This window comes from Mycobacterium asiaticum DSM 44297 (genome assembly GCF_000613245.1).
Lineage (GTDB): Bacteria > Actinomycetota > Actinomycetes > Mycobacteriales > Mycobacteriaceae > Mycobacterium > Mycobacterium asiaticum.
Genome location: NZ_HG964936.1, coordinates 1,454,815 through 1,479,290 on the forward strand (window position 1 = coordinate 1,454,815; position 24,476 = coordinate 1,479,290).

Below are 24,476 nucleotides of genomic sequence, written 5' to 3' on the forward strand. Positions count from 1 at the left end.
TGGCGTCGCTGGCCGGTTATCGGCTCCACCTGAACATTCCACGCGCAAAAATATGGATTTAACAGGCCAAAGCGCCGTTTCAAATCCCAGCTTCCGGCGAAAAAGCCCTTACCCTGACACGCGTGACCAGTTCGAATGAATCGCCATGGCAGCGGCCTGACCTCATCGGAGGTCCAACCGCAGTGCCAACCTCAAGCCGTCCCACCTCGGCAAGCCTGGTCGACCCCGAAGATGATCTGACGCCGGCGGGCTATGCGGGCGACTTCGGCAACACCGGAACCACCACGATCATCCCGCCCTATGACGCCAACTCCGGTGCCGTCCCGGGATACAGCCCGCTGGACTCGCAGGAGCCGCTGCCTTACGTCGCGCCGCAGGCCGCACGCCAGGTGCCGGCGGCGCCCGCGGCGATCGACTTTGACGACGAAGACGACCGAATCCGCGCTGCGGGCCGGCGCGGCACGCAGAACTTCGGCCTGCTGGTGCTGCGCGTCGGCCTCGGCGTGGTGCTGATCGCGCACGGGCTGCAGAAACTGTTCGGCTGGTGGGGCGGATCGGGCCTACACAGCTTCAAGAACGCGCTGACCGACGTCGGCTTCCAGCACGCCGACATCCTGGCCTACGTCGGGGCTGGAGGCGAGATCGTCGCCGGCGTGCTGCTAGTCCTGGGACTGTTCACGCCGATTGCCGCCGCGGGTGCGCTGGCATTCCTTATCAACGGCTTGCTCGCGTCGGCCTCAGCGCGGCCGCGCTCGCACACCTTCACCTATTTCCTGCCGGACGGGCATGAATACCAGATCACCCTGATCGTCATGGCCGTCGCCGTCATCCTGGTCGGCCCGGGCCGCTACGGGCTGGACGCGGGACGTGGCTGGGCAACCCGCCCGTTCATCGGCTCGTTCGTGGCGTTGCTGAGCGGCATCGCCGCCGGTATCGCGGTGTGGGTGCTGCTCAACGGCGTCAACCCGCTCGCCTGATCAGCGATACGGGTTCGGCACCCGTCCCGAACTGGCCTCGGTCAGCTGCGGCAGCGTCGCGAAGGTGACCGCGGGCAACCGCACCTCCGACCCGTCCTTGAGCTTGGCGCGGGCCCAGTTCCCTCTGTGGAACCGCAGTCCGTCGATGTCCTCCCAGGCGAGCGTCCGGCTGCCCAGCAGCGTCCGCACCCTCACCCCCCGGTCGTCGGCGACAGTACGCAGCCGGACGATCATCGCCGACAAGAGGATGGGAATGACCAGCAGTGGCAGCGTCCAGGGAAAGGCCGTGACCGGCACCAGCAGGCACAGCGTCAGAAAACCGACCGCGATATGCGCCACCGGCGAGACCTTGATCACCACGGGTGAGTCAGTAACCACCCTCGCATCATCCCATCGTGGCCCAAACGCACCGGATTTGACTGCTGAGCTGTGCGAAGACTACCGTCGGACGCTATGCAACACGGAATGCTCGTAGTAATTAGTCGGCGCGTTGGTGCCTGACTAGCTCTATCGAGCACCAACGCGACCCTCGTGCAGCAGCTCAGCTGGCGGGGGTTTTTTCTTGCCCCGAGACGCCAAAGCAGAAAAAGACCTAAGAGGAAACAGTGAGCGCACCCACCAAGTCAGCGGCACCGGCCCCGACGCCCGCCTCGCGCGAGGCCGCCGAAATCGCCTCGGACGCCGGCAAAGCGGCGTCCAGGCCGGCCACCGGCCAGCCCAAACGCATTGCACCGCAACAACTTACCGGTGCACAGGCGGTAATCCGGTCGCTAGAGGCGCTCGACGTCGACGTCATCTTCGGGATTCCGGGTGGCGCGGTGCTGCCGGTGTATGACCCGCTGTTCGACTCGCAGCAACTGCGCCACGTCCTGGTGCGCCACGAGCAGGGCGCCGGCCACGCTGCCAGCGGCTACGCGCACGCCACCGGCCGGGTCGGGGTTTGCATGGCGACCTCGGGTCCCGGCGCCACCAACCTGGTCACCCCACTGGCAGACGCGCAGATGGACTCCATCCCGGTGGTCGCGATCACCGGTCAGGTCGGCCGGCAGCTGATCGGAACCGACGCCTTCCAGGAGGCCGACATCTCTGGCATCACTATGCCGATCACCAAGCACAACTTCCTGGTGCGCACCGGCGACGAGATCCCGCAGGTGATCGCCGAGGCGTTCCACATTGCGGCGAGCGGACGTCCCGGGGCTGTTCTCGTCGACATCCCGAAGGACGTGTTGCAGGGCCAGTGCACCTTCAGCTGGCCGCCGCGCATGGAGCTGCCGGGCTACAAGCCCAACACCAAACCGCACAACCGGCAGATCCGTGAGGCCGCCAAGCTGATCGCAGCGGCGCACAAACCGGTGCTGTACGTCGGCGGCGGCATCATCCGCGGCGAGGCGACCGAAGAACTCCGCGAGCTGGCCGAGCTGACCGGCATCCCGGTGGTCACGACCCTGATGGCCCGCGGTGCCTTCCCCGACAGCCATCGGCTGAACATGGGCATGCCGGGCATGCACGGCACCGTCGGCGCGGTGGCCGCGCTGCAGCGCAGCGACCTGCTGATCGCGCTGGGCACCCGCTTCGATGACCGGGTGACCGGCAAGCTGGAATCGTTTGCACCCGAGGCCAAGGTGATCCACGCCGACATAGACCCGGCCGAGATCGGCAAGAACCGGCACGCCGACGTGCCGATCGTCGGCGATGTCAAGAACGTCATCACCGACCTCATCGAGATGCTGCGGCATTACGAGGTGCCCGGCAATATCGAAATGAGTGACTGGTGGGCCTATCTGGAGGATGTCCGCAAGACCTACCCGCTGAGCTACGACCCGCAGAGCGACGGCAGCCTGGGCCCGGAGTTCGTCATCGAGAAGCTGGGTCAGATTGCCGGTCCGGACGCCATCTATGTGGCCGGCGTCGGCCAGCACCAGATGTGGGCAGCGCAGTTCATCAAGTACGAAAAGCCGCGCACCTGGCTGAATTCCGGGGGTCTGGGGACCATGGGCTTCGCCGTCCCGGCGGCCATGGGCGCCAAGATCGCCCTGCCGGACACCGAGGTGTGGGCGATCGACGGTGACGGTTGTTTCCAGATGACCAACCAGGAACTCGCTACCTGCGCCATCGAGGGGATCCCGATCAAGGTGGCGCTGATCAACAACGGCAACCTGGGCATGGTGCGGCAGTGGCAGACCCTCTTCTACGAAGAGCGCTACTCGCAGACCGACCTGGCCACCCATTCTCACCGCATCCCGGATTTCGTGAAGCTGGCCGAGGCGCTGGGCTGTGTCGGAATGCGTTGCGAGCGCGAGGAAGACGTCGAAGAGATGATCAACCGCGCGCGGGAGATCAATGACCGCCCGGTCGTCATCGACTTCATCGTCGGCGCCGATGCGCAGGTCTGGCCGATGGTCGCCGCAGGCACCAGCAACGACGAGATCCAGGCCGCCCGCGGCATTCGTCCGCTGTTCGACGACATCACCGAGGGACACGCCTGATGGTTACCAGTTCGACGAAGACCCACACGCTGTCTGTTCTAGTCGAAGACAAGCCAGGTGTGCTTGCCCGCGTGGCAGCACTGTTCTCCCGACGGGGCTTCAACATCGAGTCACTGGCGGTCGGTGGTACCGAACAGAAGGACATGTCGCGGATGACCATCGTGGTCTCCGCCGATCAGACACCGCTCGAGCAGATCACCAAGCAGCTCAACAAGCTGATCAACGTGATCAAGATCGTCGAGCAGGATTCCGACAACTCGGTGGACCGGGAACTGGCGCTGATCAAAGTCCGCGCCGACGCGGGCACCCGCAGCCAAGTTATCGAGGCGGCAAACCTGTTCCGGGCCAACGTGATCGACGTATCCCCGGAATCGCTGACCGTCGAGGCCACCGGCAATCGCGGCAAACTTGAAGCGTTGCTGCGGCTGCTGGAGCCGTTCGGCATCAAGGAGATCGTCCAGTCCGGTGTGGTGTCGATGGCCCGCGGTCCGCGCGGTATCAGCAACGCCAAATAAGTTCGCACTAGTGAAAAGACAGATTAGAAGGAGATATTGACGTGGCAGATGTGCCGGCGCAGACGCTGGAGATGTTCTACGACGACGACGCAGACCTGTCGATCATTCAGGGCCGCAAGGTCGGCGTGATCGGTTACGGCAGCCAGGGGCACGCGCACTCACTGAGCCTGCGTGACTCCGGCGTCGAGGTGAAGGTTGGCTTGAAAGAGGGTTCGAAGTCCCGCGCCAAGGTGGAGGAGCAGGGGCTGGAGGTCGACACTCCCGCCGAGGTGGCCAAGTGGGCCGACGTGATCATGCTGCTCGCGCCGGACACCGCGCAGGCCGAGATCTTCACCAACGACATCGAGCCCAATCTGAAGGACGGCGACGCGTTGTTCTTCGGCCACGGCCTCAACATCCACTTCGATCTGATCAAGCCGCCGGCCAATGTCACCGTCGCGATGGTCGCACCCAAGGGGCCGGGCCACCTGGTGCGGCGCCAATTCGTCGACGGCAAGGGCGTTCCCGCGCTGATCGCCGTCGACCAGGACCCGACCGGTGAAGGCCAGGCGTTGGCGCTGTCTTATGCCAAGGCGATCGGCGGCACCCGCGCCGGGGTCATCAAAACCACCTTCAAGGACGAGACCGAGACTGACCTGTTCGGTGAGCAGGCCGTATTGTGCGGTGGCACAGAGGAACTGGTGAAGACCGGCTTCGACGTGATGGTCGAGGCGGGTTACCCGCCGGAGATGGCCTACTTCGAGGTGCTGCACGAGCTGAAGCTGATCGTCGACCTGATGTACGAGGGTGGCATCGCGCGGATGAACTACTCGGTGTCCGACACCGCGGAGTTCGGCGGCTACCTTTCTGGGCCGCGCGTGATCGACGCCGACACCAAGGAGCGGATGCGCGCGATCCTGCGCGATATTCAGGACGGCACGTTCACCAAGAAGCTGGTCGCCAACGTCGAGGGCGGCAACAAGCAACTCGAGCAGCTGCGTAAAGAGAACGCCGAGCACCCGATCGAGGTCACCGGTAAGAAGCTGCGCGACTTGATGAGCTGGGTTGACCGCCCAATCACCGAGACCGCCTAGCGCTTGAACACTTAACGCCGAGTGTCACGCCAGCGTGGCGCTCGGCGCCAGCGGTCACGCTGGTGTGACGCTCGGCGGATTACGACGACGCTAGGCGTCCGGCAACCCGGACCACCCGCCGCGCCAGGTGGTCAAGCGCGTTGGCCGTGGCCTCGTCGATGTCGGTGATGTTCTCGCGGTTGGCGACGAGACTTGCCCCGTACGGGTTTCCATCGACGAACTTCAGTGGGTCGGTGTACCCAGGCGGCACGATGATGCCGCCCCAGTGCATCAGCGACAGGTAGAGACTGACGAGGGTCGTCTCTTGGCCGCCGTGCGGGGATTCCGTCGACGTCCATGCCGCGTACACCTTGTCGGCCAGCTTGCCCTGCGCCCACAAGCCGCCGAGTGAGTCCATGAACGTCTGAAATTGTGATGAGGTGGAGCCGAAGCGGGTCGGCGAGCCGAAAATCACCGCGTCCGCCCAGACAATGTCGTCACCGGTGGCAGCTGGAAGATCTTTGGTTGCTTCGTAATTCGCGGTCCAGGCGGGGTTCTGCGCGAACGCCTCCGGGTCGCGAGTTTCGGCGATGTGGCGGACGCGAACTTCGGCGCCTGCAGCTTCGGCCGCCGCCGCGACGCGCTTTGCCATCGACGTGCCATGCCCGGTGGCCGAGTAGTAGATGATCGCAAGTTTCGTCATGGAAAGAGCTTAGGCATCTCTTTGATCCCGAACTCACGCCGCAGCAGCGTTCGTGCCGCGTAGTAGCCGCCCATGCCGTGCACACCGGCGCCCGGCGGGGTCGCCGCTGAACACAGGTACGCCTTGGGAATCGGTGTGCTCCAGGGGTTTAGCCGTGGCGTAGGACCCAGCGTCGCGCGGAACACCGAGGCGCCGCCCACGGCGATGTCGCCCCCGACATAGTTCGCGTTGTGCTCGGCCATCCGCGCGGCCGGCACACTGCGCACCCCCACCACGATGTCACGGAATCCGGGCGCAAACCGCTCGACTACGGTGGTGACAGCCTCGGTCGCGTCGACGGTCGATCCCGCGGGCACGTGGGCGTATGTCCAGAACGGCCGATGACCGTCGGCGTCCACCCGGCCGGGATCGGCAAGGTGCGGCAACGATCCGAGCACCATCGGCAACTGCGCGTGGCGCCCCGCGGCGATGTCTGCTTCGGCCCGCGCCATCTCCGCGCGGGTACCTCCGAGATGCAGGGTCGGCGCCTGATTGAGTCGCGGATCCGACCACGGAATCTCGTCATTGAGGACGAAGTCAACCTTGGCCGCACCGGATCCAAAGCGGTAGTGCTGCAACGCTTTTGCGTAGCGATGGGGGATCGAGTCGCGGTACACCCGCAGCAGCGCCGTCGGTGCCGTGTCGAAGACCGCGACGCCTTCGGGCGGGGAATCGACTTCCACGCCCGACGTCAATGAGCCACCGTGCGCCCGCAAATCGGCGATCAGGGCGTCCGAGATCTGCTGGGTGCCGCCCACCGGTATCGGCCAGCCGACCGAATGGGCAAGCGTGGAAAGCAACAGCCCCGCACCCGCCGAGGCCAGCGACGGCAATGGCGTGATCGCATGCGCGGCAACGCCGGTGAACAGAGCGCGCGCGTCGTCGCCACGCAGTGTGGCCCAAGCGGGGGTGCCTTGACTGAGCATGCGCAAGCCCAGTCGCATCGGGGTCAGTATCGACCTCGGCACCGAACGTTTGTCGCCCAGCAAGAAGGCGACCACCGCATCGGAGTTCGTCAACAACGGGCCCAGGAAGCGTCGCCACGCCGCGCCGTCGTCCAACTCAGCGCAGGTCCGCTCCAGGTCGCGATACGCGATTGCCGCGGGCCGGCCGGGTAGTGGGTTGGCATAGGAAATCTCGGGCACCGCCAACTCAACCCCGCGCGCGGACAGGTCGAACTCTGCGAAAAACGGCGAGGCGTAACCCAGCGGGTGCACCGCCGAGCAGACGTCGTGCAGGATTCCGGGAAACTCAGAGTCGGCCTGCGTTCGTGCCCCACCGCCAAAAGTCGGCTGAGCTTCGACAACTTGCACCTTCAGGCCCGCGCGTGCGCATATGACGGCCGCGGCGAGCCCGTTGGGTCCGCTGCCGACGACGGTGACGTCCATGTGTGAATTACAGCCGACGACGCCATCGAAGGGAATCCGGGGCAACTACCCCGAGGCCGACTGGATGCACAGCACCTCGTCGAGGGTGGCGGTCGCCAGCCCGGCCGCTGCGGCCCGCCGGCCCAGTCCGGCGAGGGGATCCGGATCCGTGTCACGGATACTGCCGGCGCGATCGAGTAGGGCGGTGTTGAACATTGCCGGGCCGTGCGCGGCTTGACTGCCCAGCACATAGCGTCCGGCGCCGGGCGCTCGGCGCACCGTGTCCTCTGCCGCGCTCGCGGCGCTCAGCGTGACCGCATCGCCGAAATTTATCCCCACCTGGTACACGTGCTCCTCGGCCTCCAGCACGCTGATCAGGCGGGTGATCAAGCGCTCCGGGACATAGAGCTGCCAGCCTTGGCCCAGGTGCAGCCAGAATCGTCCGTGGATCTGAGCCCGCAGGTAGGTGAGGTGGGCAGCCGGCCCATTGGCGGGGGCGGCGTCGGTGAACTCGAGAAACCCGTAGCGCTCGAGGAGGTCGGCCCGATCTGCGGCGGACAGGCCGGCATCAACCACCAAGAAGCGTCCGACCTGCGACACGTCGGTGCAGCAGTTCAGGAATGAGTTCAGGGTCAGATCGGTGCCGGCGCGATCCGGGCCGGCGACCAGGCTGACGGTGACCTCGGCGTCGCGCGGACCGGCAAAAAGGCCCTGCGCCAAGGCCTCCGGGTAGCGGGACGCCGCGTCGATCACTGGCGGTGCACACACGTCGAGGTTCGCGGCCATCCGCTTGCGGTCCTCCTCGGGGATGTCAGGCCGCGCCAGCACCCGCCGCCAGATCGCGAACGCATCGGCCTTCTTGTCGATCCACGACGCGCACACCGCCAGTTCGTCGAGCGCGCGCCAGTTGTAGACATCCGCGGCGACGAAGACGATGTCGTCTTCGGGGTAGGGGATCTCGGTCGCGCGCTTGGCAAACAAGTAGCCAGGGTGATAGCGCTGCTGCCTGCAATACCACCGCGCAATGGCATATAGAGGCTCGGCCCGGCTCGGCCGGTATTCCCAAGCCTTCAGGTAACTGTGCTGTACCTGATCCCACGGCTCGCCGAGTTCGGCCATCGACGCCGCGGCCCGCAAGAGCGAGTAAAAGACCTCTTCATCCCAGCCCCCCATCTCGACGCGCCGTTCATACCACTTTCGCGCGTTGGCGTAATCGCTCAGGCAGAAGTAGCTCTGAGCGAGGTAGAAGACGGACCGAGAATCGCTGGGATTGCGTTCGACCTCGGCAAGCAGCAAATCGCGGTCGCTGGCGTGCTTGCGTTTCGGGTCGCTGTTGCGTGCGCCGAGTCGACGAGATTCGACGTGGTAGTCGCCGTCCAATCGGTCGTGGCGGAAACTCACGTCGTCCGTGACGTATTCATGTACAACGCCTTCGTAGCTCACCGCCAACCCGTCTCGAAATAAATGCGGTCGCCAAAAGGTGTTGGTGTCTGAGTCCCGGCAGCGCAGCCAGTAGACGTCGGCGCTGAGCCCGGTGAAGTCGATCGTGCCTTCGATGGTGTCGTCAGCATCCATGACCCAGATGTAATCGCCATGGCCCTGGGCCAGGGCCAGCGCCTCGGTGCGGTTGTGGCCGAAGTTGCGCCAGGGCCGCTCGTGCAGCTCGCCGGGGATGCCGAGCCGGGCCATCTGGTTGCAAACCAGCTCTTGGGTGCCGTCGTCGGAGCCGGTGTCCACAATGACCCACGCACTGATGTATGGGGCCACCACGTCAAGCACTTCGTGGAGGATATGAGCCTCATTGCGCACGATCATGTTGAGGCAGATCGCGGGCTGGGCGGGCACGGCGAGATCCTATGTCTGCGTCGGTGTGTCGCTGCTCAGCGGTCGGCCGACAGGCTCGCCGGTGGCACCGTATTGATGCACAGCACCTCATCCAGGGTGGCAGTCGCGAGACCGGCGGCGGCTGCCCGCCGGCCCAGTTCGGCGAGGGGATCCGGATCTATGTCACGGATCCCGCCAGCACGATCCAGTAGGGCGGTGTCGAACATTGCCGGACCGTGCGCCACTTGACTGCCCAGCACATAGCGTCCGGCGCCGGGCGTGCAGGACACAATGTCATCCGTCGCGCTCGCACCGATCAGCTTGTCCGCATCGGTGAAGTTGACCGCCACCTGATAGACGCTTTCCTCTGCCTCCAGCACGCTGGTCAGACGGGTGATCAGGCGCTCATGGGCATAGAACTGCCAGCCCTGGCCCAGGTGCAGCCAGAATCGTCCGTAGATCTGGTCTCGGATCCGCGACAGTAGGGCGCCCGCAGGCTCTCCGACCGCAATCGGAGAAAACTCCAGAAACGGATACCGTTCGAGCAGCATCGCGCGATCGCCCGCGGCCAAGCCGGCATCGACCACCAGGAATCGCCCGATTCGCCACACGTCGGTGCAACAGTTCAGCAATGAGTTCAGTGTCACCTCGGTGCCGTCGCGGTCCGGCCCGGCGAGGAGGCTGAGCACCACTTCGGCGTCGCGGCGACGGCCCATCAGCTCGGGCGCCAACTCACTGGGATACGCGACGGCCGACTCAAGGAGCCTCGGCGCACTGTTGTCGCAGTTGGCGGAAATACGTTGCCGATCTTCGACCGGAATGTTGTCCTTGGCCAGGACTCGTCGCCAGAGCGTGACCGCCTCGGCATGCTCGCCGATCCATGATGCGCAGACGGCGGCCTCGTCGAGCGCACCCCAGGTATAGGTGTCCGCACTGACAAACAACGTGTCCTCGAGGGGAAACGGGATCTCGGCGGCGTGCTTGGCGAACAGATAGCCGAGCCGGTAGCGCTCGTCGAGACGGTACCGAAAAGCAATGGCGTACAACGGTTCCGCGCGGCTCGGCCGGAACTCCCAGGCCTGCAGGTAGGCGCTTTCTACCTCATGCCATGGCGCGCCCATCGACCACATCGACTCCGCGACGCGATACATCGATTGGTAGACCTCTTCGGCCCACCCGCCCATGTCGACGCGGTGCTGGTACCACTTGCGGGCGTTCTCGAAATCGCCGAGGTCGAAATAACTCTGCGCCAGATAGAAAACCGACCGTGCATCCTCGGGATTGCGTTCGAGCTCGGCGAGCAGCAGGTCGCGGTCGCTCTCGTATTTATGCTGTGGATTCAGGTTGCGCGCTCCGAGGCGGCGAGAATCGATGAAGTAGTCACCGTCGAGTCGGTCGTGACTGAAATCGGAGTCGACCATGACGTATTCATGGACCACGCCTTCATAACGGACCGGCAACCCGTCGCGGAAGAGGTTCGGCCGCCAGAAGATATCGGTCACTTGGCCATAACGAAGCTGGTAGAGATCTTTGCCCAACTCCCCGAAATCGAGGTCGCCCATGACCTTGTCGTCAGCGTCGAGGACCCAGATGTAGTCGCCGTGTCCCTGGGCGAGGGTCAACGCCTCGGACCGGTTGTGCCCGAAATTGCGCCACGGCCGCTCGTGGAGTTCGCCCGGAATGCCGAGATGCGCCATGTGGTCGCGGACAATGTCCTGGGTCCCGTCGTTGGAGCCGGTGTCCACGATCACCCAGGCGCTGATGTACTGCGCGATGTTGTCGAGAGTTTCCCGGATGATCGCCGCTTCATTGCGGACGATCATGTTGACGCAGATCGTCGGGCGTCGCGAGGAGGACACGGCCGGATCGTACTCAGCGCCGCCGGTTGTGGTTAAGGGATTTACGCGAGTGATGTGTGGCCGCGCTCGCGATCCCCGACTACGCCGATGGCGGCGACCCGCATCGCCCGGCTCCGCCGCGCTCGCGATCCCCGACTATGCCGATGGCGGCGACCCGCTTCGCCCGGCTCCGCCGCGCTCGCGATCCCCGACTATGCCGATGGCGGCGACCCGCTTCGCCCGGCTCCGCCGCGCTCGCGATCCCCGACTACGCTGTCCGCGTGAACCTGCCTGTTGTATTGATCGCCGACAAACTTGCCCAATCAACTGTCGCTGCCCTGGGAGACCAGGTTGAGGTGCGCTGGGTAGACGGGCCTGACCGGGAGAAACTTCTGGCCGCGGTGCCCGAGGCGGACGCGCTGTTGGTCCGGTCGGCCACCACGGTGGACGCCGAGGTGCTGGCCGCCGCCACCAAGCTCAAGATCGTTGCCCGAGCCGGCGTCGGTCTGGACAACGTCGACGTGGATGCGGCCACCGCTCGTGGGGTGCTGGTGGTCAACGCCCCGACGTCGAACATTCACAGTGCCGCCGAGCACGCGATCGCGTTGCTGCTGGCCGCCGCGCGCCAGATCCCGGCCGCCGACGCGACATTGCGCGAGCACACCTGGAAGCGGTCGAAGTTCTCCGGCACCGAAATTTTCGGCAAGACCGTCGGCGTGGTGGGACTGGGCCGGATCGGGCAGCTCGTCGCCCAGCGGATCGCCGCCTTCGGCGCCCACATCGTCGCCTACGACCCCTACGTCTCATCGGCTCGCGCCGCCCAGCTGGGCATCGAACTGCTGTCCCTGGACGACCTGCTCGCCCGCGCCGACTTCATCTCGGTGCACCTGCCCAAGACGCCGGAGACGGCGGGACTGATCGACAAGGAGGCGCTGGCCAAGACCAAGCCCGGCGTCATCATCGTCAATGCCGCCCGGGGCGGCCTGATCGACGAGGCTGCGCTGGCCGAGGCCATCAACAGCGGCCACGTGCGCGGCGCCGGGCTCGACGTGTTCGCCACCGAGCCCTGCACGGACAGTCCCTTGTTCGAGCTGCCGCAGGTGGTCGTCACCCCGCACCTGGGCGCCTCCACCGCCGAGGCCCAGGACCGGGCCGGCACCGACGTTGCCCAGAGCGTGCGGTTGGCGCTGGCGGGGGAGTTCGTCCCTGACGCGGTCAACGTCGGCGGCGGCGTCGTCAGCGAGGAGGTGGCGCCTTGGCTGGATCTGGCCCGCAAGCTCGGGGTGCTGGCGGCCGCGTTGTCCGATGAGTTGCCGGTGTCGTTGTCGGTACAGGTGCGCGGTGAGCTGGCCGCCGAGGAGGTCGAGGTGCTGAAGCTCTCGGCGCTGCGCGGCCTGTTCTCGGCGGTCATCGAGGAGACCGTGACGTTCGTCAACGCGCCGGCGCTGGCCGCCGAGCGTGGGGTGACCGCCGAAATCGGCAAGGCCACCGAGAGCCCGAACCACCGCAGTGTGGTCGACGTACGGGCCGTGGCCGCCGACGGCTCGGTGGTCAACGTCGCGGGCGCGCTGTCCGGGCCGCAGCTGGTGGAGAAGATCGTGCAGATCAACGGCCGCAACTTCGACCTGCGCGCCCAGGGCATCAACCTAGTGATCAACTACGCCGACCAGCCCGGTGCGCTGGGCAAGATCGGCACGCTGCTCGGAGCCGCCGGGGTGAACATCCAGGCCGCTCAGCTGTCCGAGGACACCGAAGGAGACAGCGCCACGATCCTGCTCCGGCTGGATCAGGACGTGCCCGCCGAAGTGCGGACGTCGATCGCCGACGCGGTGGGTGCCAACAAGCTCGAAGTGGTTGACCTGTCATGAATCGCGCCGGCGACGATGCAGAGTTCCCCGGTGAGGAGGAGCGGCGCAGATGAAATTGGCGGTCATTGGCGGCGACGGCATCGGTCCGGAAGTCACCGCGGAGGCGCTTAAAGTCCTCGATGTCGTGCTGCCCGGGGTCGAGAAAACCGAATATGACCTCGGTGCCCGGCGGTATCACGCGACCGGCGAGGTGCTGCCGGATTCGGTGGTGCCCGAGCTGCGCGAGCATGACGCGATTCTGCTCGGCGCGATCGGTGATCCGTCGGTCCCCAGCGGGGTATTGGAGCGGGGTCTGCTGCTGCGCATGCGCTTCGAGCTTGACCATCACGTGAACCTGCGGCCCGCGCGGCTGTATCCGGGGGTGCGGAGCCCGTTGGCCGGGGACCCCGAGATCGACTTCGTGGTGGTGCGCGAGGGCACCGAGGGGCCTTACACCGGCAATGGTGGCGCGATTCGCGTCGGCACGCCCAACGAGGTGGCGACCGAGGTGAGCGTCAACACGGCGTTCGGGGTGCGCCGGGTGGTCACCGACGCCTTCGAGCGGGCGCAGGCGCGGCGCAAGCACCTGACCCTGGTCCACAAGACCAACGTGCTGACGTTCGCCGGTGGGCTGTGGTTGCGCACGGTGCAGGAGATCGGCGAGAAGTATCCCGACGTCGAGGTGGCCTATCAGCACGTCGACGCCGCCACGATCTTCCTCGCCACCGACCCGGGCCGATTCGACGTGATCGTCACCGACAACCTGTTCGGCGACATCATCACCGACCTGGCCGCGGCGGTCTGCGGCGGAATCGGGTTGGCGGCCAGCGGGAACATCGATGCGACGCGCACCAATCCATCCATGTTCGAGCCGGTGCACGGCAGCGCGCCCGACATCGCCGGTCAGGGCATCGCCGATCCGACGGCGGCGATCATTTCGGTGGCGCTGCTGCTTTCCCACCTCGGCGAGACCGACGCGGCGGCCCGGGTGGACCGGGCGGTCGAGGCCCACTTGGCAACTCGCGGGACCGAACGGCTCGCCACCACCGATGTCGGCGAACGGATTGTCGCCGGGCTGTGATCTCCAGGCCCGGCGGCAGCACGCGGGCCGGCACCAACGCCGCCGCCACCAGAGGGAACAGACCGCATAGCGCCCACGCCAACGGGTAGGCGGCCGTGGTGATCAAGGCGCCGAACATCGGCGGACCTGCCGCGGCCATTAGGCGCTGAGTGGTGTTCTGGGTGCCCAGGGCTCGTCCGCTCCAGTACGGCCCGGCGAATTCGGTGATGGCGGTGGCTTCCAGCCCGTTGTCCAGGACCGCAATGACGGAGATGACAACCATCAGCAGCACGTCGTAGCGCGAGCCGATGTTGTCGGCGAGGGCCAACAGGAACAGCGTCAGCGCGGAGGCCAGCGCGATGAAGCGGACCGGTCGCATCCGGGAGCCGACGCGATCTGACCAGCGGCCCACCAGAATTCGGCCACCCGCGCCGATCAACTGCGAAATCGTCACCAGGCCACCGGCCGCGGCCACCGACCAGCCGTGGTGATTGATCAGCCACACCAGCATGAAGGTCACCGTCACCGTCTGCGGCATCATCAGCAACGCCGAGGCCGCGTGTATGCGCCACAGCACCCAGGAGCCGCGGTACGGGCTGGCGAGTTCTTCGTCGCTGGCCGACGCGCGCGACTTGCGCGGCGGGTCGGTGACACCGATCAGGCTGATCACCGCGGCGATGCCGCATGCCACCGCCGGGAACATCAGCGCGGTGTGGGCGCCGTGCTCGGCCAGCCCCGGAATCACCAACGCGCCCACTGCGATTCCCACCGGTTGTGCGGTCTGGCGGATACCCATCGCCAGGCCGCGTTGGTGCGGCGGGAACCAGCCGGAGACCAGCCGGCCGCCCGCGCTGTTGCAGCTGGCTGCGGCCATGCCGCCGAGGAACAGGAAGACACCCATCAGAAGTAGCGAGTGCACGGAGGCCGCGGCGTAAGCCGCCGCAGCGGTGAGCGCGGAGCCGACCGTCAACACGATCCGCTCACCGACGCGGTCCAGCACATACCCCCAGGCGACCAGCGTGACGACCATGCCCCAGCTGGGCATGGACGCCAATAGACCCGCCTGCGTCAGCGGCGTTCCGCGCGCGGCTTCCAGCCGCGGTATCAGGAACGCGACGCCGTTGATAAACAGGAATGAGCTTGCCGTGACGAACAGCGAAACGACCACGATCGTCCAGCGAGCGGCGGGGCTGGTCGGCTCCCTGGGCATTTATCCATGCTTGCACAGGTTCGGGGATCGCCCCGTGCGCTAGCTGCGCGACCGGACCAGCCGGTCGCGAAGGCGGCCGGTGGCGGGTTGCTGACGCGCCCGTTCCTCCAACCCGGGCGCGACCAGTCCGGTTGGCACTACCGGTACGGCCGCCAAGGGGAACAGGCCACACAGCGCGAACGCGGCCGGGTAGCCGAAGGCACCGATGATCGCGCCGAACATCGGCGGCCCGGTCAGCGTCATCAGCCGCTGGATGGTGTTTTGCACCCCCAGCGCGCGTCCACTCCAGAACTGACCGGCGAACTCGGTGATCGCGGTCGCTTCTAATCCGTTGTCCATCACCGTAATAACCGACGTCGTGACCATCAGCGACACCGCCAGGGGACCGTAGAAGTTGTTGGTGACGGCCAGCAGCAGCATCGTCACGCCGGTGCCGGTTGCGATAAACCGAATCGGACGCATGCGGGATCCGACGCGGTCCGACCACCGGCCCGCCGCGATGCGGGTGACAGCGCCGAGCAGAGCCGTGAGCGTCACCAGGGTGCCGGCGGCCTCCACAGACCAGCCTTGGTTCTTGTTCAGCCAGACCAGCATGAACGTCACCGTCATCGACTGCGGCATCACCATCAACGCGGAAAGCGCATGGATGCGCCACAACACGGTGGTTCCTTGGTAGGGGTTGGCCAGTTCGCCGTCCCGCGCGACCGCGCGCGGCTTACGCGGCGGGTCATGCGCGACGACGGCGGCGACCACCGCCGAGAATGCGCATGCCAGCGCTGGAAACAACAGCCCGTGGGCCGGTGGCCCGTGTTCGGCCAGATGCGGAATCATGAAGGCGCCCATGGCAATCCCGAGCGGCTGCGCGGTCTGGCGGACCCCCATGGCCAGACCCCGCTGCTCGGGCGGAAACCAGCCGGCGACCAGTCGGCCGCAGGCGGGGTTGCAGCTCGCCGCACCCATGCCGCCGAGAAATAGCAAAATTCCCATTGTCAGCAGCGAGTCAACTGTCGACGCCGCATACGCGGCCACCGCCGTCACCATCGAACCCACTGTCAGCACGATCCGTTCGCCGATGAGATCGGCCACGTAGCCCCAGCCGATGAGCGTCACCACCATGCCCAGGCTCGGCATCACCGACAGCAGACCGGATTCCGACAGCGGGGTTCCATGCGCGGCTTCCAGCGCCGGGATCAGGAATGGGACCGCGTTGATGAAGCTGAACGCGCTGGCAGTCACCACGAGCGCGACGGCCACCATCGACCAGCGCGTCGCCGCGCTGACCGCGTGCGATGACATCAGGCAATGCTTGCACAGATATGACGTCATAAGGAGGGCGGATTTGAACGGAGGGTTTCAGGTACAACGACGCCGAGACTGCAAATTTGCAGGGCTCCACTCGCACTTTCGCTGCAGATTTGCAGTCTCGGCGAGTGTGCGGTTGATAAGCGGGCCCTGCGGGCCCGCATCGTCACCCGGCTCGGCTTGATCGCCGGGCTCCTCCTCGGGCCCTGCGGGCCCGCATCGTCACCCGGCTCGGCTTGATCGCCGGGCTCCTCCTCGGGCCCTGCGGGCCCGCATCGTCACCCGGCTAGGCTCATCCGAATGCGCCTTGGTCGAATCGCCAGCCCAGACGGAGTCGCCTTCGTCAGCATCGAAGGCCAACTGGATGAACCCGCCAGCCTCACGGCCCGCGAAATCGCCGAGCATCCGTTCGGCACCCCGACTTTCACCGGCCGCTCCTGGCCCTTGGCCGACGTCCGGCTGCTGGCCCCCATACTGGCCAGCAAGGTGGTCTGCATCGGCAAAAACTACGCCGACCATATCGCCGAGATGGGCGGTCAGGCGCCCGCCGACCCAGTGATCTTCATGAAGCCCAACACCGCGATCATTGGGCCGAACGTGCCGATTCGCTTGCCGGCCAACGCCTCACCCGTGCACTTCGAGGGGGAGCTGGCGGCGGTGATCGGGCGGGCCTGCAAAGACGTCTCCGCAGCGCAGGCCGCCGACAACATCCTTGGGTACACCATTGGCAACGACGTGTCGGCCCGCGATCAACAGCAGGCGGACGGTCAGTGGACTCGTGCGAAGGGCCACGACACCTTTTGCCCGATCGGGCCCTGGATCGTCACCGATGTCGACCCCGCCGATCTGGCACTGCGCACCGACGTCAACGGCGAGGTCAAGCAGAACGCCCGCACCTCGTTGATGATTCACGACGTCGGCGCCATCGTGGAATGGATCTCGGCGGTAATGACGCTGCTGCCGGGCGATCTGATCCTGACCGGAACACCGGCCGGAGTGGGCCCGATCGAAGATGGTGACACGGTCTCCGTCACCTTGGAAGGAATCGGTACCCTTACCAATCCCGTTGTCCGCAAAGGAAAGCCGTGACCGCAACCGACCACGTTCGGGTTCGCTTCTGCCCGTCGCCCACTGGCACCCCGCACGTCGGGATGGTCCGCACGGCGCTGTTCAACTGGGCCTACGCCCGGCACACCGGCGGCACCTTCGTCTTTCGCATCGAAGACACCGACGCCCAGCGTGACAGCGAGGAGAGCTACCTGGCCCTGCTCGACGCCCTGCGCTGGCTGGGCCTGGACTGGGACGAGGGTCCCGAGGTGGGCGGGCCGTACGCGCCATACCGACAGTCCCAACGCGCCAACCTCTACCGCGACGTGGTGGCGCGACTGCTGGAAGCCGGCGAGGCCTACTACGCGTTCTCGACGGCGGAGGAGGTCGAGGCACGACATATCGCCGCAGGCCGCAACCCGAAACTGGGTTACGACAACTTCGACCGTCATCTCACCGACTCGCAACGCGCGGCATACCTAGCCGAGGGTCGCCAGCCGGTGGTGCGGCTACGTATGCCCGACGAAGACCTCAGCTGGGATGACATGGTGCGCGGCCCGACCACGTTCGCGGCCGGCACGGTGCCCGACTTCGCGCTCACCCGCGCCAACGGAGATCCGTTGTACACCTTGGTCAATCCGTGCGACGACGCGCTGATGAAGATCACCCACGTGTTGCGGGGTGAGGATCTACTCCCGTCGACGCCGCGCCAGCTGGCCCTGTATCAGGCGCTGATCCGGATCGGGGTGGCCGAACGCATCCCGAATTTCGCCCATCTGCCAACGGTATTGGGTGAGGGCACCAAGAAGCTTTCCAAGCGGGACCCGCAATCCAACTTGTTCGCCCATCGCGATCGCGGGTTCATTCCCGAGGGCCTGCTGAATTACCTTGCCTTGCTCGGCTGGTCGATCGCCGACGACCACGATCTGTTCAGCCTCGACGAGATGGTCGCGGCGTTCGACGTGGTCAATGTCAATTCCAACCCGGCCCGCTTCGACCAGAAGAAGGCCGACGCGCTCAATGCGGAGCACATCCGGTTGCTCGCCGTCGACGACTTCACCCGCCGGCTGCGCGATTACCTGGAGACACACGGGCATCATCTCGCCTTGGACGAGCAGAGCTTCGCCACCGCCGCCGAACTGGTGCAGACCCGCATCGTCGTACTCGGAGACGCGTGGGCGCTGCTCAAATTCCTCAACGACGACGAATACGCCTTGGACCCGAAGGCGGCAGCCAAGGAGTTGAGCTCGGATTCGGCCGCGGTGCTGGACGCTGCCATCGCCGCGCTGACGGGCGTCGCGGACTGGACCACCGCGCAGATCGAGGAGGCGCTCAAGGAAGCCCTGATCGAAGGCTTGGCGCTCAAACCACGCAAAGCATTCGGTCCGATCCGTGTCGCCGCCACCGGAACCACGATCAGCCCGCCGTTGTTCGAATCTCTGGAGTTGCTGGGCCGCGATCGCAGCCTGCAGCGGCTGCGATCCGCGCGTGAGCAGGTGCCAGGGCTGTAGGCATGCGGATCGGGCCGCAAGTCTTTGGTAGTCTGCACTTCGGCTTCGAAAGGCCTGCAACGGCTGGCAGCAGTGGATCCGGAGACCTGAGATAGGTTTCGGTAGCGCTCTGACCAGCGGTTATAGGTAGCCGATGGGGTATGGTGTAATTGGCAACACAGCTGATTCTGGTTCAGCCATTCTAGGTTCGAGTCCTGGTACCCCAGCAAAACCTCGCCAGCTCAAGCGATTAGGTGGGGTTTCCGGGGTGAGCTATGCTGGCACTCCGGATTGTGTCTGGCCCCGTCGTCTAGCGGCCTAGGACGCCGCCCTCTCACGGCGGTAGCGTGGGTTCGAATCCCATCGGGGCTACAAATCGAAATTCTGCGGTTATTCGCCGCCTCGCCTCGCCGCCGGTGCGGTGGTCCCGCCCACCGGCATGCTGGGCATTCCCAACTTGCGGTGGTCCCAGGAACGGGCACGTCTGCTGACAATGCGGACACAGACCCGCTTGTTCATCATCTGCTCGACGAACGGCTTCATATCGTCGGTGTAGGGACCGGTGTAACGCTCCCAGACGCTGACCCCAACCCGGTGAGCGGTTTCTGGATCATCGACGATCTCGGCAACGCCCTCGAAAGACACCCCGCGCAGCGTGTCATAGGTGTCCCCGTCCTCTATGAGGAAACTCACCCGCGGGTCCCGCTTGAGGTTTACCGCCTTCTGCGACTTGGCTTTGGTCTCCAACCAGATCTCGCCATCTACCACGGCGTACCACATTGCCGTCAGGTGCGGCTGACCATCGGAGCCGATGGTGGCCAGCGTGCCGGTCCGGCTGTTGTTCACGAAGTCGGTGATTTCCGCCTCGGACATGACGATGCTTGCGCGCTGATTGGTTCCCATAGGCGTCAGTCTGACAGGCGGGCGGTTGCGCGTCTGCGCCGGTGGCGCTGAGACTCTCACCTACAGCAGGCGAGTGATCGCGTCCGCGGCGGCCAATAGGTCGGCGGCCCAACGCGCCCCGGGCCGTCGCCCCATCCGATCGACCGGTCCCGAAACCGAAATCGCAGCCACCACCGCACCGCGGCTATCGCGCACCGGGGCGGATACGCTCGCGACGCCCGGTTCGCGCTCGGCGACGCTCTGCGCCCACCCGCGCCGGCGCACCTCGGCCAGCACCCGGTCCGTGAACATCGCCTGCGGCAGGACCGCCTGCTGGGTGGCGGCGTCGCTGTGGGCAAGCAGCACTTTGGCGCCCGAGCCGGCCGTCATCGGCAGCCGTGCCCCGACTGGCACCGTATCGCGAAGCCCCGCAGGGGGTTCCAGGGCGGCGATGCAGACGCGCGAGGTGCCCTCCCGGCGGTACAACTGCACACTCTCACCCGTCGTCTCGCGCAATTGCGGTAGCACGGCAGCGCTCGCCGCGAGCAGGGGATCGTTGACGTGCGCGGCCAGTTCGGTCACAGCAGGGCCAAGCCGCCAACGGCCGTCCTCGTCGCGTCCCAGCAGCCGATGGACTTCCAGGGCGGCCGCCAGTCGATAGGTCGTCGCCCTCGGCATACCGGTTCGTTCGCAGAGTTCGGCCAGACCACAGGGGGATTCCGCGACCACCTGCAGGATGCCGACGGCTTTGTCCAGAACGCCGATGCCGCTATGCTGTCTCACAAGGAGATACTAGCGTCTCGCATTATGAGATCCCAGTCCTGGATCATCGCGAGCCGTGAACGAGCGAATCGAGGCAAACCGAGATGGCGGATCAGACGCAAGCCGCGGCCCGGCCGCGCACTTTGGCCGAGAAGGTATGGGACGACCACGTTGTCGTATCGGGCAACGGGACCGAACCGGACTTGATCTACATTGACCTGCACCTCGTTCACGAGGTCACCAGCCCGCAGGCCTTCGACGGTTTACGGCTGGCCGGTCGACAGGTGCGGCGTACCGATCTGACTATCGCCACCGAGGACCACAATGTGCCCACCCTCGACATCAACAAGCCGATCGCCGACCCGGTTTCGCGCACCCAGGTCGAGACGTTGCGGCACAATTGCGCCGAATTCGGTGTCCGCCTTCACCCGATGGGGGATATCGAGCAGGGGATCGTCCATGTGGTCGGACCGCAGTTGGGGCTCACCCAGCCCGGAATGACGGTCGTCTGTGGCGATAGTCACACCTCGACGCATGGGGCCTTCGGCGCAATCGCTATGGGAATCGGCACCTCTGAGGTCGAACACGTGCTCGCCACCCAAACGCTGCGGCTGCGCCCGTTCAAGACGATGGCGGTCAATGTGGACGGCCAATTGCCCCCGGGTGTGACGGCCAAGGACATCATTCTCGCGTTGATCGCGAAGATCGGCACCGGCGGTGGACAGGGTCACGTGATCGAATACCGCGGCAGCGCCATCGAATCGTTGTCGATGGAAGGCCGGATGACGGTTTGCAACATGAGCATCGAAGCCGGTGCCCGCGCCGGCATGGTGGCGCCGGACGAAACCACCTACGAATTCCTGCGCGGCCGCCCGCACGCACCCACGGGTGCGGACTGGGACGCCGCGCTTGCCTACTGGCAACAGCTGCGTACCGACCCCGGTGCGGTTTTCGACACCGAGGTGTACCTCGACGCCGCCTCGCTGAGCCCGTTCGTGACCTGGGGGACGAACCCGGGTCAGGGGGTGCCGCTGGCCGCGGCTGTGCCGGACCCCGAGTTGATGACCGATGACGCCGAGCGGCAGGCCGCCGAGAAAGCCTTGGCTTACATGGACCTTCGGCCCGGGACGGCGATGCGCGACATCACCGTCGACACCGTGTTCGTCGGGTCGTGCACCAACGGCCGCATCGAGGACCTGCGGGTGGTGGCCGACGTATTGCGTGGCCGCAAGGTCGCCCCGGACGTGCGGATGCTGGTGGTCCCGGGCTCGATGCGGGTACGCGCGCAGGCCGAAGCCGAAGGGCTGGGGGAGATTTTCACCGCGGCCGGCGCCGAATGGCGGCAGGCAGGCTGCTCGATGTGCCTGGGGATGAATCCCGATCAGCTGGCGCCGGGGGAGCGTTGCGCCGCAACTTCGAACCGCAATTTCGAAGGGCGGCAGGGCAAGGGCGGCCGCACGCACCTGGTTTCCCCGGCGGTCGCGGCGGCCACCGCGGTGCGCGGCAAGCTATCGGCGCCCGCTGATTTGAACTAGTCGACACCTGAATACACGCTGAGAAATAGAGGACGAGGATGGAAGCCTTTCGCACCCACACCGGTATCGGAGTACCGCTGCGGCGGTCCAATGTCGACACCGACCAGATCATTCCCGCGGTCTTTCTGAAGCGGGTCACCCGAACCGGTTTCGAGGACGGTTTGTTCGCAAGCTGGCGCACGGACCCCTCATTCGTGCTCAATCTCAGTCCCTTTGACCGGGGCTCAGTCTTGGTAGCTGGACCGGATTTCGGCACCGGATCCTCCCGCGAGCACGCCGTCTGGGCGTTGATGGACTACGGATTCCGGGTGGTTATCTCGGCTCGCTTCGGCGACATTTTTCGCGGCAACGCCGGCAAGGCCGGGCTGCTGGCGGCCGAAGTCGACCAAGACGGTGTCGAACTTCTTTGGAAGCTCATCGAGCAGAGTCCAGGCTTGGAAATCACTGTCAATCTTCAAGATCGAAATATCACCGCGGGAACGGCGGTGCTGCCGTTCAGGATTGACGACCACACCGCATACAGACTGCTCGAAGGTCTCGACGATATAGCCCTTACGCTGCGGAAACTCGATGAAATCGAGAATTTCGAAGCTGGTCGTCCGGCCTGGAAACCGCGAACGATCCCAGCCGTCTGAAGCGCCGGGCGGGGCCGAATTTCGACTCCGCCGCCACGCTAAACCGGGCCGAATTCGCCGCCGTGCCACTGACCAAGGGCGGCAATCGGATTCCGAAATTGTCAGCCATTCGCGTCTGAAAATGCGCGTGGCTCTTGGCAATTTGCCAGGTGAGGGTTTACCGTGTCCTCTAGTCGGTTCGAAAACGAGGACCACTGGCTTCGGAGGGTTGAATGAACAAAGCAGAGCTCATAGATGTGCTCACACAGAAATTGGGCTCAGACCGTCGGCAGGCGACGGCCGCTGTCGAGAATGTCGTCGACACGATTGTGCGCGCGGTCCACAAAGGCGACAGCGTGACGATTACCGGTTTCGGTGTCTTCGAACAGCGTCGCCGCGCGGCCCGGGTGGCCCGCAATCCGCGTACCGGTGAGACCGTCAAGGTGAAGCCGACGTCGGTGCCGGCATTCCGTCCGGGTGCCCAATTCAAAGCGGTTGTGGCTGGCGCACAAAAGCTCCCGGCTGAGGGCCCCGCTGTGAAGCGCGGTGTGGTTGCGAGCGCGGCCAAGAAGACGGCAAAGAAGGCTCCGGCCAAGAAGGCGGCCACCAAGGCTCCGGCCAAGAAGGCCGCCAGCAAGGCTCCGGCCAAGAAGGCCGCCAGCAAGGCTCCGGCCAAGAAGGCCGCCAGCAAGGCTCCGGCCAAGAAGGCGGCCACGAAGGCTCCGGCCAAGAAGGCCGCCACGAAGGCTCCGGCCAAGAAGGCCGCCAGCAAGGCTCCGGCCAAGAAGGCGGCCACCAAGGCTCCGGCCAAGAAGGCCGCCAGCAAGGCTCCGGCCAAGAAGGCTCCGGCCAAGAAGGCCGCAAGCACCCGGCGCGGCCGCAAGTAGGTCTCACACGCGAATACCCTTCGGTTGGCAGCGATGCCTTCCGGAGGGTATTTGCGTTGTCAGGTCCGAACGTTCGCCGCGAGCGCCCCGCCGATGTGATCGGCGGCGATCAACCGCCCGTCCGACAGGGAGAGCACCCAGGTGCTGCCCTTGAGGTTGCGCGACTTGTCGGGGCGCACGCCGTCGCGCTCGCACCACCAGGCGATCAGATCGGGAATCACCTTGCCCTGCGTACAGATCACGGGGGTACCCGCCCGCCTGGCGATCTGCAACACTCGTTGCCGGCCGCGCTTGGGGTTCTTGGCGTAGGCCTCTTCGGTTAAGTGCGGCTCGGGATGTATCTCGACATCCAATTCCGCGGCCAGCGGTTCCACCGTCTGATGGCACCGCACCCGGTCGGCTGAATACACCTCGGTGGCGCCGAAAGCCAACAGCTGGGGCACTAGCGCCTCGGCTTGGGCGCGTCCCTTCTTATCCAGCGGCCGCTTGGTGTCGTCACCGCGGAAGCGTGACTTGCTGCCGGCGGTACCGTGCCGCACCACCAACACCGTCTTGGTGTCGGCGGGTTGCTTGATGAACCGGCGCAAGACCTTTCGATCCTGCGGGTAATCGAGCTTCTTCATGGCGTCGGGAACCGGTAGCCAGAGCAACTCGTCGACCTCGTCGCCGGGGGTGAACTCTCCGCCGGTGCTGGCCGCCGCCCAGTAGTGCACCTTCTTGACGCCTTGGTCGATCTTGTAGGTGATGGTGGTGAGGCACCGGCCCAGGCGACTGTGGTGGCCGGTCTCCTCGAGCACCTCGCGTACGGCGGCCACCGGTGCCGTCTCGCCGGGGTCGAGCTTGCCTTTGGGCAGCGACCAGTCGTCGTAGCGTGGCCGGTGAATGACGGCGACCTCGACCGACTTGGCCGACTTGCCGCGGCCCGGTCGCCACAACACCGCACCGGCGGCGTAGACGGTCCGGCCTGCCCCGCGTCGACGGCCCGACGATTCTTCGATCGACACCTTTACTCCTGCAGGTCAATTCGGCCGGGACAGGG

The 24,476-nt window shown here is 65.8% G+C and carries 20 protein-coding genes, 2 tRNA genes and 1 pseudogene; 13 read left to right on the forward strand and 10 right to left on the reverse strand.

The annotated features are described in order from the left end of the window. Positions 1–122 precede the first annotated feature (122 nt). Positions 123–977 carry a DoxX family protein gene (locus BN972_RS07035; protein WP_036354436.1) on the forward strand — a complete coding sequence of 285 codons (855 nt, stop codon included), beginning with the start codon at positions 123–125 and terminating at the stop codon, positions 975–977. On the opposite strand, the gene BN972_RS07040 is transcribed toward BN972_RS07035, so the two are convergent. After that, positions 978–1,355, reverse strand: coding sequence for a PH domain-containing protein (locus BN972_RS07040; RefSeq protein ID WP_036354439.1), 378 nt, complete (start codon positions 1,353–1,355; stop codon positions 978–980). A 227-nt stretch (positions 1,356–1,582) separates the two neighbouring features. Here BN972_RS07040 and BN972_RS07045 point away from each other — a divergent pair, with 227 nt between their 5' ends. The 3 genes from BN972_RS07045 (at position 1,583) to ilvC (ending at position 5,051) form a co-directional block, all read left to right on the forward strand. Beyond that, the gene (locus BN972_RS07045; protein WP_036354441.1) at positions 1,583–3,463 is read left to right on the forward strand and encodes an acetolactate synthase large subunit; all 1,881 of its coding nucleotides are present in this window, start codon (positions 1,583–1,585) and stop codon (positions 3,461–3,463) included. Further along, positions 3,463–3,978 (forward strand): acetolactate synthase small subunit, encoded by a 516-nt coding sequence (gene ilvN, locus BN972_RS07050; RefSeq protein ID WP_036354444.1) that lies wholly within the window; start codon positions 3,463–3,465, stop codon positions 3,976–3,978. The genes BN972_RS07045 and ilvN overlap by 1 nt, the downstream gene beginning before the upstream one ends. Positions 3,979–4,049: 71 nt before the next feature. Continuing rightward, the gene (gene ilvC / locus BN972_RS07055) at positions 4,050–5,051 is read left to right on the forward strand and encodes a ketol-acid reductoisomerase (RefSeq protein ID WP_036356838.1); all 1,002 of its coding nucleotides are present in this window, start codon (positions 4,050–4,052) and stop codon (positions 5,049–5,051) included. A gap of 79 nt (positions 5,052–5,130) precedes the next feature. Here the strand turns inward: ilvC and wrbA are convergent, their stop codons facing one another. From wrbA to BN972_RS27620, 4 genes are read right to left on the reverse strand one after another with little or no spacing between them, the layout of a single operon-like run. Further along, entirely contained in the window at positions 5,131–5,733 is a 603-nt protein-coding gene (gene wrbA / locus BN972_RS07060; protein WP_036354447.1) for an NAD(P)H:quinone oxidoreductase, read from the reverse strand. Then, positions 5,730–7,160 (reverse strand): phytoene desaturase family protein, encoded by a 1,431-nt coding sequence (locus BN972_RS07065; protein WP_036354450.1) that lies wholly within the window; start codon positions 7,158–7,160, stop codon positions 5,730–5,732. Before BN972_RS07065 ends, wrbA begins: the two co-directional genes overlap by 4 nt. A 45-nt stretch (positions 7,161–7,205) precedes the next feature. Continuing rightward, positions 7,206–8,984, reverse strand: a complete 1,779-nt coding sequence (locus BN972_RS07070) for a glycosyltransferase (RefSeq protein ID WP_235192391.1) — start codon at positions 8,982–8,984, stop codon at positions 7,206–7,208. 35 nt (positions 8,985–9,019) lie between these two features. Beyond that, positions 9,020–10,822, reverse strand: coding sequence for a tetratricopeptide repeat-containing glycosyltransferase (locus BN972_RS27620; RefSeq protein WP_235192392.1), 1,803 nt, complete (start codon positions 10,820–10,822; stop codon positions 9,020–9,022). A gap of 260 nt (positions 10,823–11,082) precedes the next feature. Here BN972_RS27620 and serA point away from each other — a divergent pair, with 260 nt between their 5' ends. Further along, positions 11,083–12,669, forward strand: coding sequence for a phosphoglycerate dehydrogenase (serA, locus tag BN972_RS07080; RefSeq protein WP_036356846.1), 1,587 nt, complete (start codon positions 11,083–11,085; stop codon positions 12,667–12,669). A 49-nt stretch (positions 12,670–12,718) separates the two neighbouring features. Continuing rightward, positions 12,719–13,729 carry a 3-isopropylmalate dehydrogenase gene (locus tag BN972_RS07085; protein ID WP_036354452.1) on the forward strand — a complete coding sequence of 337 codons (1,011 nt, stop codon included), beginning with the start codon at positions 12,719–12,721 and terminating at the stop codon, positions 13,727–13,729. A 133-nt stretch (positions 13,730–13,862) separates the two neighbouring features. On the opposite strand, the pseudogene BN972_RS28145 reads toward BN972_RS07085, so the two are convergent. Together BN972_RS28145 and BN972_RS07105 are read right to left on the reverse strand one after the other, a co-directional pair. Next, a pseudogene (locus BN972_RS28145) lies at positions 13,863–14,918 on the reverse strand (MFS transporter); the annotation flags it as partial. 39 nt (positions 14,919–14,957) lie between these two features. Beyond that, the gene (locus BN972_RS07105) at positions 14,958–16,214 is read right to left on the reverse strand and encodes an MFS transporter (RefSeq protein WP_036356848.1); all 1,257 of its coding nucleotides are present in this window, start codon (positions 16,212–16,214) and stop codon (positions 14,958–14,960) included. 306 nt (positions 16,215–16,520) lie between these two features. Between BN972_RS07105 and BN972_RS07110 the strand changes: the two genes are divergently transcribed. The 4 genes from BN972_RS07110 (at position 16,521) to BN972_RS07125 (ending at position 19,129) form a co-directional block, all read left to right on the forward strand. Then, entirely contained in the window at positions 16,521–17,309 is a 789-nt protein-coding gene (locus BN972_RS07110) for a fumarylacetoacetate hydrolase family protein (RefSeq protein WP_036354463.1), read from the forward strand. Then, complete coding sequence (gene gltX, locus BN972_RS07115) at positions 17,306–18,778, forward strand: glutamate--tRNA ligase (RefSeq protein WP_080696725.1); 1,473 nt, start codon at positions 17,306–17,308, stop codon at positions 18,776–18,778. Before BN972_RS07110 ends, gltX begins: the two co-directional genes overlap by 4 nt. A gap of 134 nt (positions 18,779–18,912) precedes the next feature. Further along, a tRNA-Gln gene (locus BN972_RS07120) sits at positions 18,913–18,984 on the forward strand. A 72-nt stretch (positions 18,985–19,056) separates the two neighbouring features. After that, a tRNA-Glu gene (locus tag BN972_RS07125) sits at positions 19,057–19,129 on the forward strand. A gap of 18 nt (positions 19,130–19,147) precedes the next feature. On the opposite strand, the gene BN972_RS07130 is transcribed toward BN972_RS07125, so the two are convergent. Beyond that, complete coding sequence (locus BN972_RS07130; RefSeq protein WP_036354469.1) at positions 19,148–19,660, reverse strand: pyridoxamine 5'-phosphate oxidase family protein; 513 nt, start codon at positions 19,658–19,660, stop codon at positions 19,148–19,150. Positions 19,661–19,720: 60 nt separating this feature from the next. Then, positions 19,721–20,422: an IclR family transcriptional regulator gene (locus BN972_RS07135; protein ID WP_036354472.1), complete on the reverse strand. Its 702-nt coding sequence runs from the start codon at positions 20,420–20,422 to the stop codon at positions 19,721–19,723. Between the two features lie 83 nt (positions 20,423–20,505). Between BN972_RS07135 and leuC the strand changes: the two genes are divergently transcribed. The 3 genes from leuC to BN972_RS07150 all read left to right on the forward strand — a co-directional run bounded on the left by leuC (position 20,506) and on the right by BN972_RS07150 (position 23,437). Next, on the forward strand, positions 20,506–21,936 hold the full coding sequence (leuC, locus tag BN972_RS07140; protein WP_036354474.1) for a 3-isopropylmalate dehydratase large subunit: 1,431 nt from the start codon (positions 20,506–20,508) through the stop codon (positions 21,934–21,936). A 38-nt stretch (positions 21,937–21,974) separates the two neighbouring features. Then, on the forward strand, positions 21,975–22,571 hold the full coding sequence (gene leuD / locus BN972_RS07145) for a 3-isopropylmalate dehydratase small subunit (RefSeq protein ID WP_036354477.1): 597 nt from the start codon (positions 21,975–21,977) through the stop codon (positions 22,569–22,571). Positions 22,572–22,783: 212 nt separating this feature from the next. Then, on the forward strand, positions 22,784–23,437 hold the full coding sequence (locus tag BN972_RS07150; RefSeq protein WP_036354480.1) for an HU family DNA-binding protein: 654 nt from the start codon (positions 22,784–22,786) through the stop codon (positions 23,435–23,437). Between the two features lie 59 nt (positions 23,438–23,496). Here the strand turns inward: BN972_RS07150 and mutT1 are convergent, their stop codons facing one another. After that, positions 23,497–24,441, reverse strand: coding sequence for an 8-oxo-(d)GTP phosphatase MutT1 (gene mutT1, locus BN972_RS07155; RefSeq protein WP_036354481.1), 945 nt, complete (start codon positions 24,439–24,441; stop codon positions 23,497–23,499). Between the last annotated feature and the right edge of the window lie 35 nt (positions 24,442–24,476).

Coding starts and splice junctions, on each gene's coding strand:
- BN972_RS07150 (WP_036354480.1), top strand. CDS start 22,784: ATGAACAAAGCAGAGCTCATAGATGTGCTCACACAGAAATTGGGCTCA.
- leuC (WP_036354474.1), top strand. CDS start 20,506: ATGGCGGATCAGACGCAAGCCGCGGCCCGGCCGCGCACTTTGGCCGAG.
- BN972_RS07065 (WP_036354450.1), bottom strand. CDS start 7,160: ATGGACGTCACCGTCGTCGGCAGCGGACCCAACGGGCTCGCCGCGGCC.
- leuD (WP_036354477.1), top strand. CDS start 21,975: ATGGAAGCCTTTCGCACCCACACCGGTATCGGAGTACCGCTGCGGCGG.
- BN972_RS07085 (WP_036354452.1), top strand. CDS start 12,719: ATGAAATTGGCGGTCATTGGCGGCGACGGCATCGGTCCGGAAGTCACC.
- ilvN (WP_036354444.1), top strand. CDS start 3,463: ATGGTTACCAGTTCGACGAAGACCCACACGCTGTCTGTTCTAGTCGAA.
- BN972_RS07130 (WP_036354469.1), bottom strand. CDS start 19,660: ATGGGAACCAATCAGCGCGCAAGCATCGTCATGTCCGAGGCGGAAATC.
- BN972_RS07110 (WP_036354463.1), top strand. CDS start 16,521: ATGCGCCTTGGTCGAATCGCCAGCCCAGACGGAGTCGCCTTCGTCAGC.
- wrbA (WP_036354447.1), bottom strand. CDS start 5,733: ATGACGAAACTTGCGATCATCTACTACTCGGCCACCGGGCATGGCACG.
- ilvC (WP_036356838.1), top strand. CDS start 4,050: ATGTTCTACGACGACGACGCAGACCTGTCGATCATTCAGGGCCGCAAG.
- BN972_RS07105 (WP_036356848.1), bottom strand. CDS start 16,214: ATGTCATCGCACGCGGTCAGCGCGGCGACGCGCTGGTCGATGGTGGCC.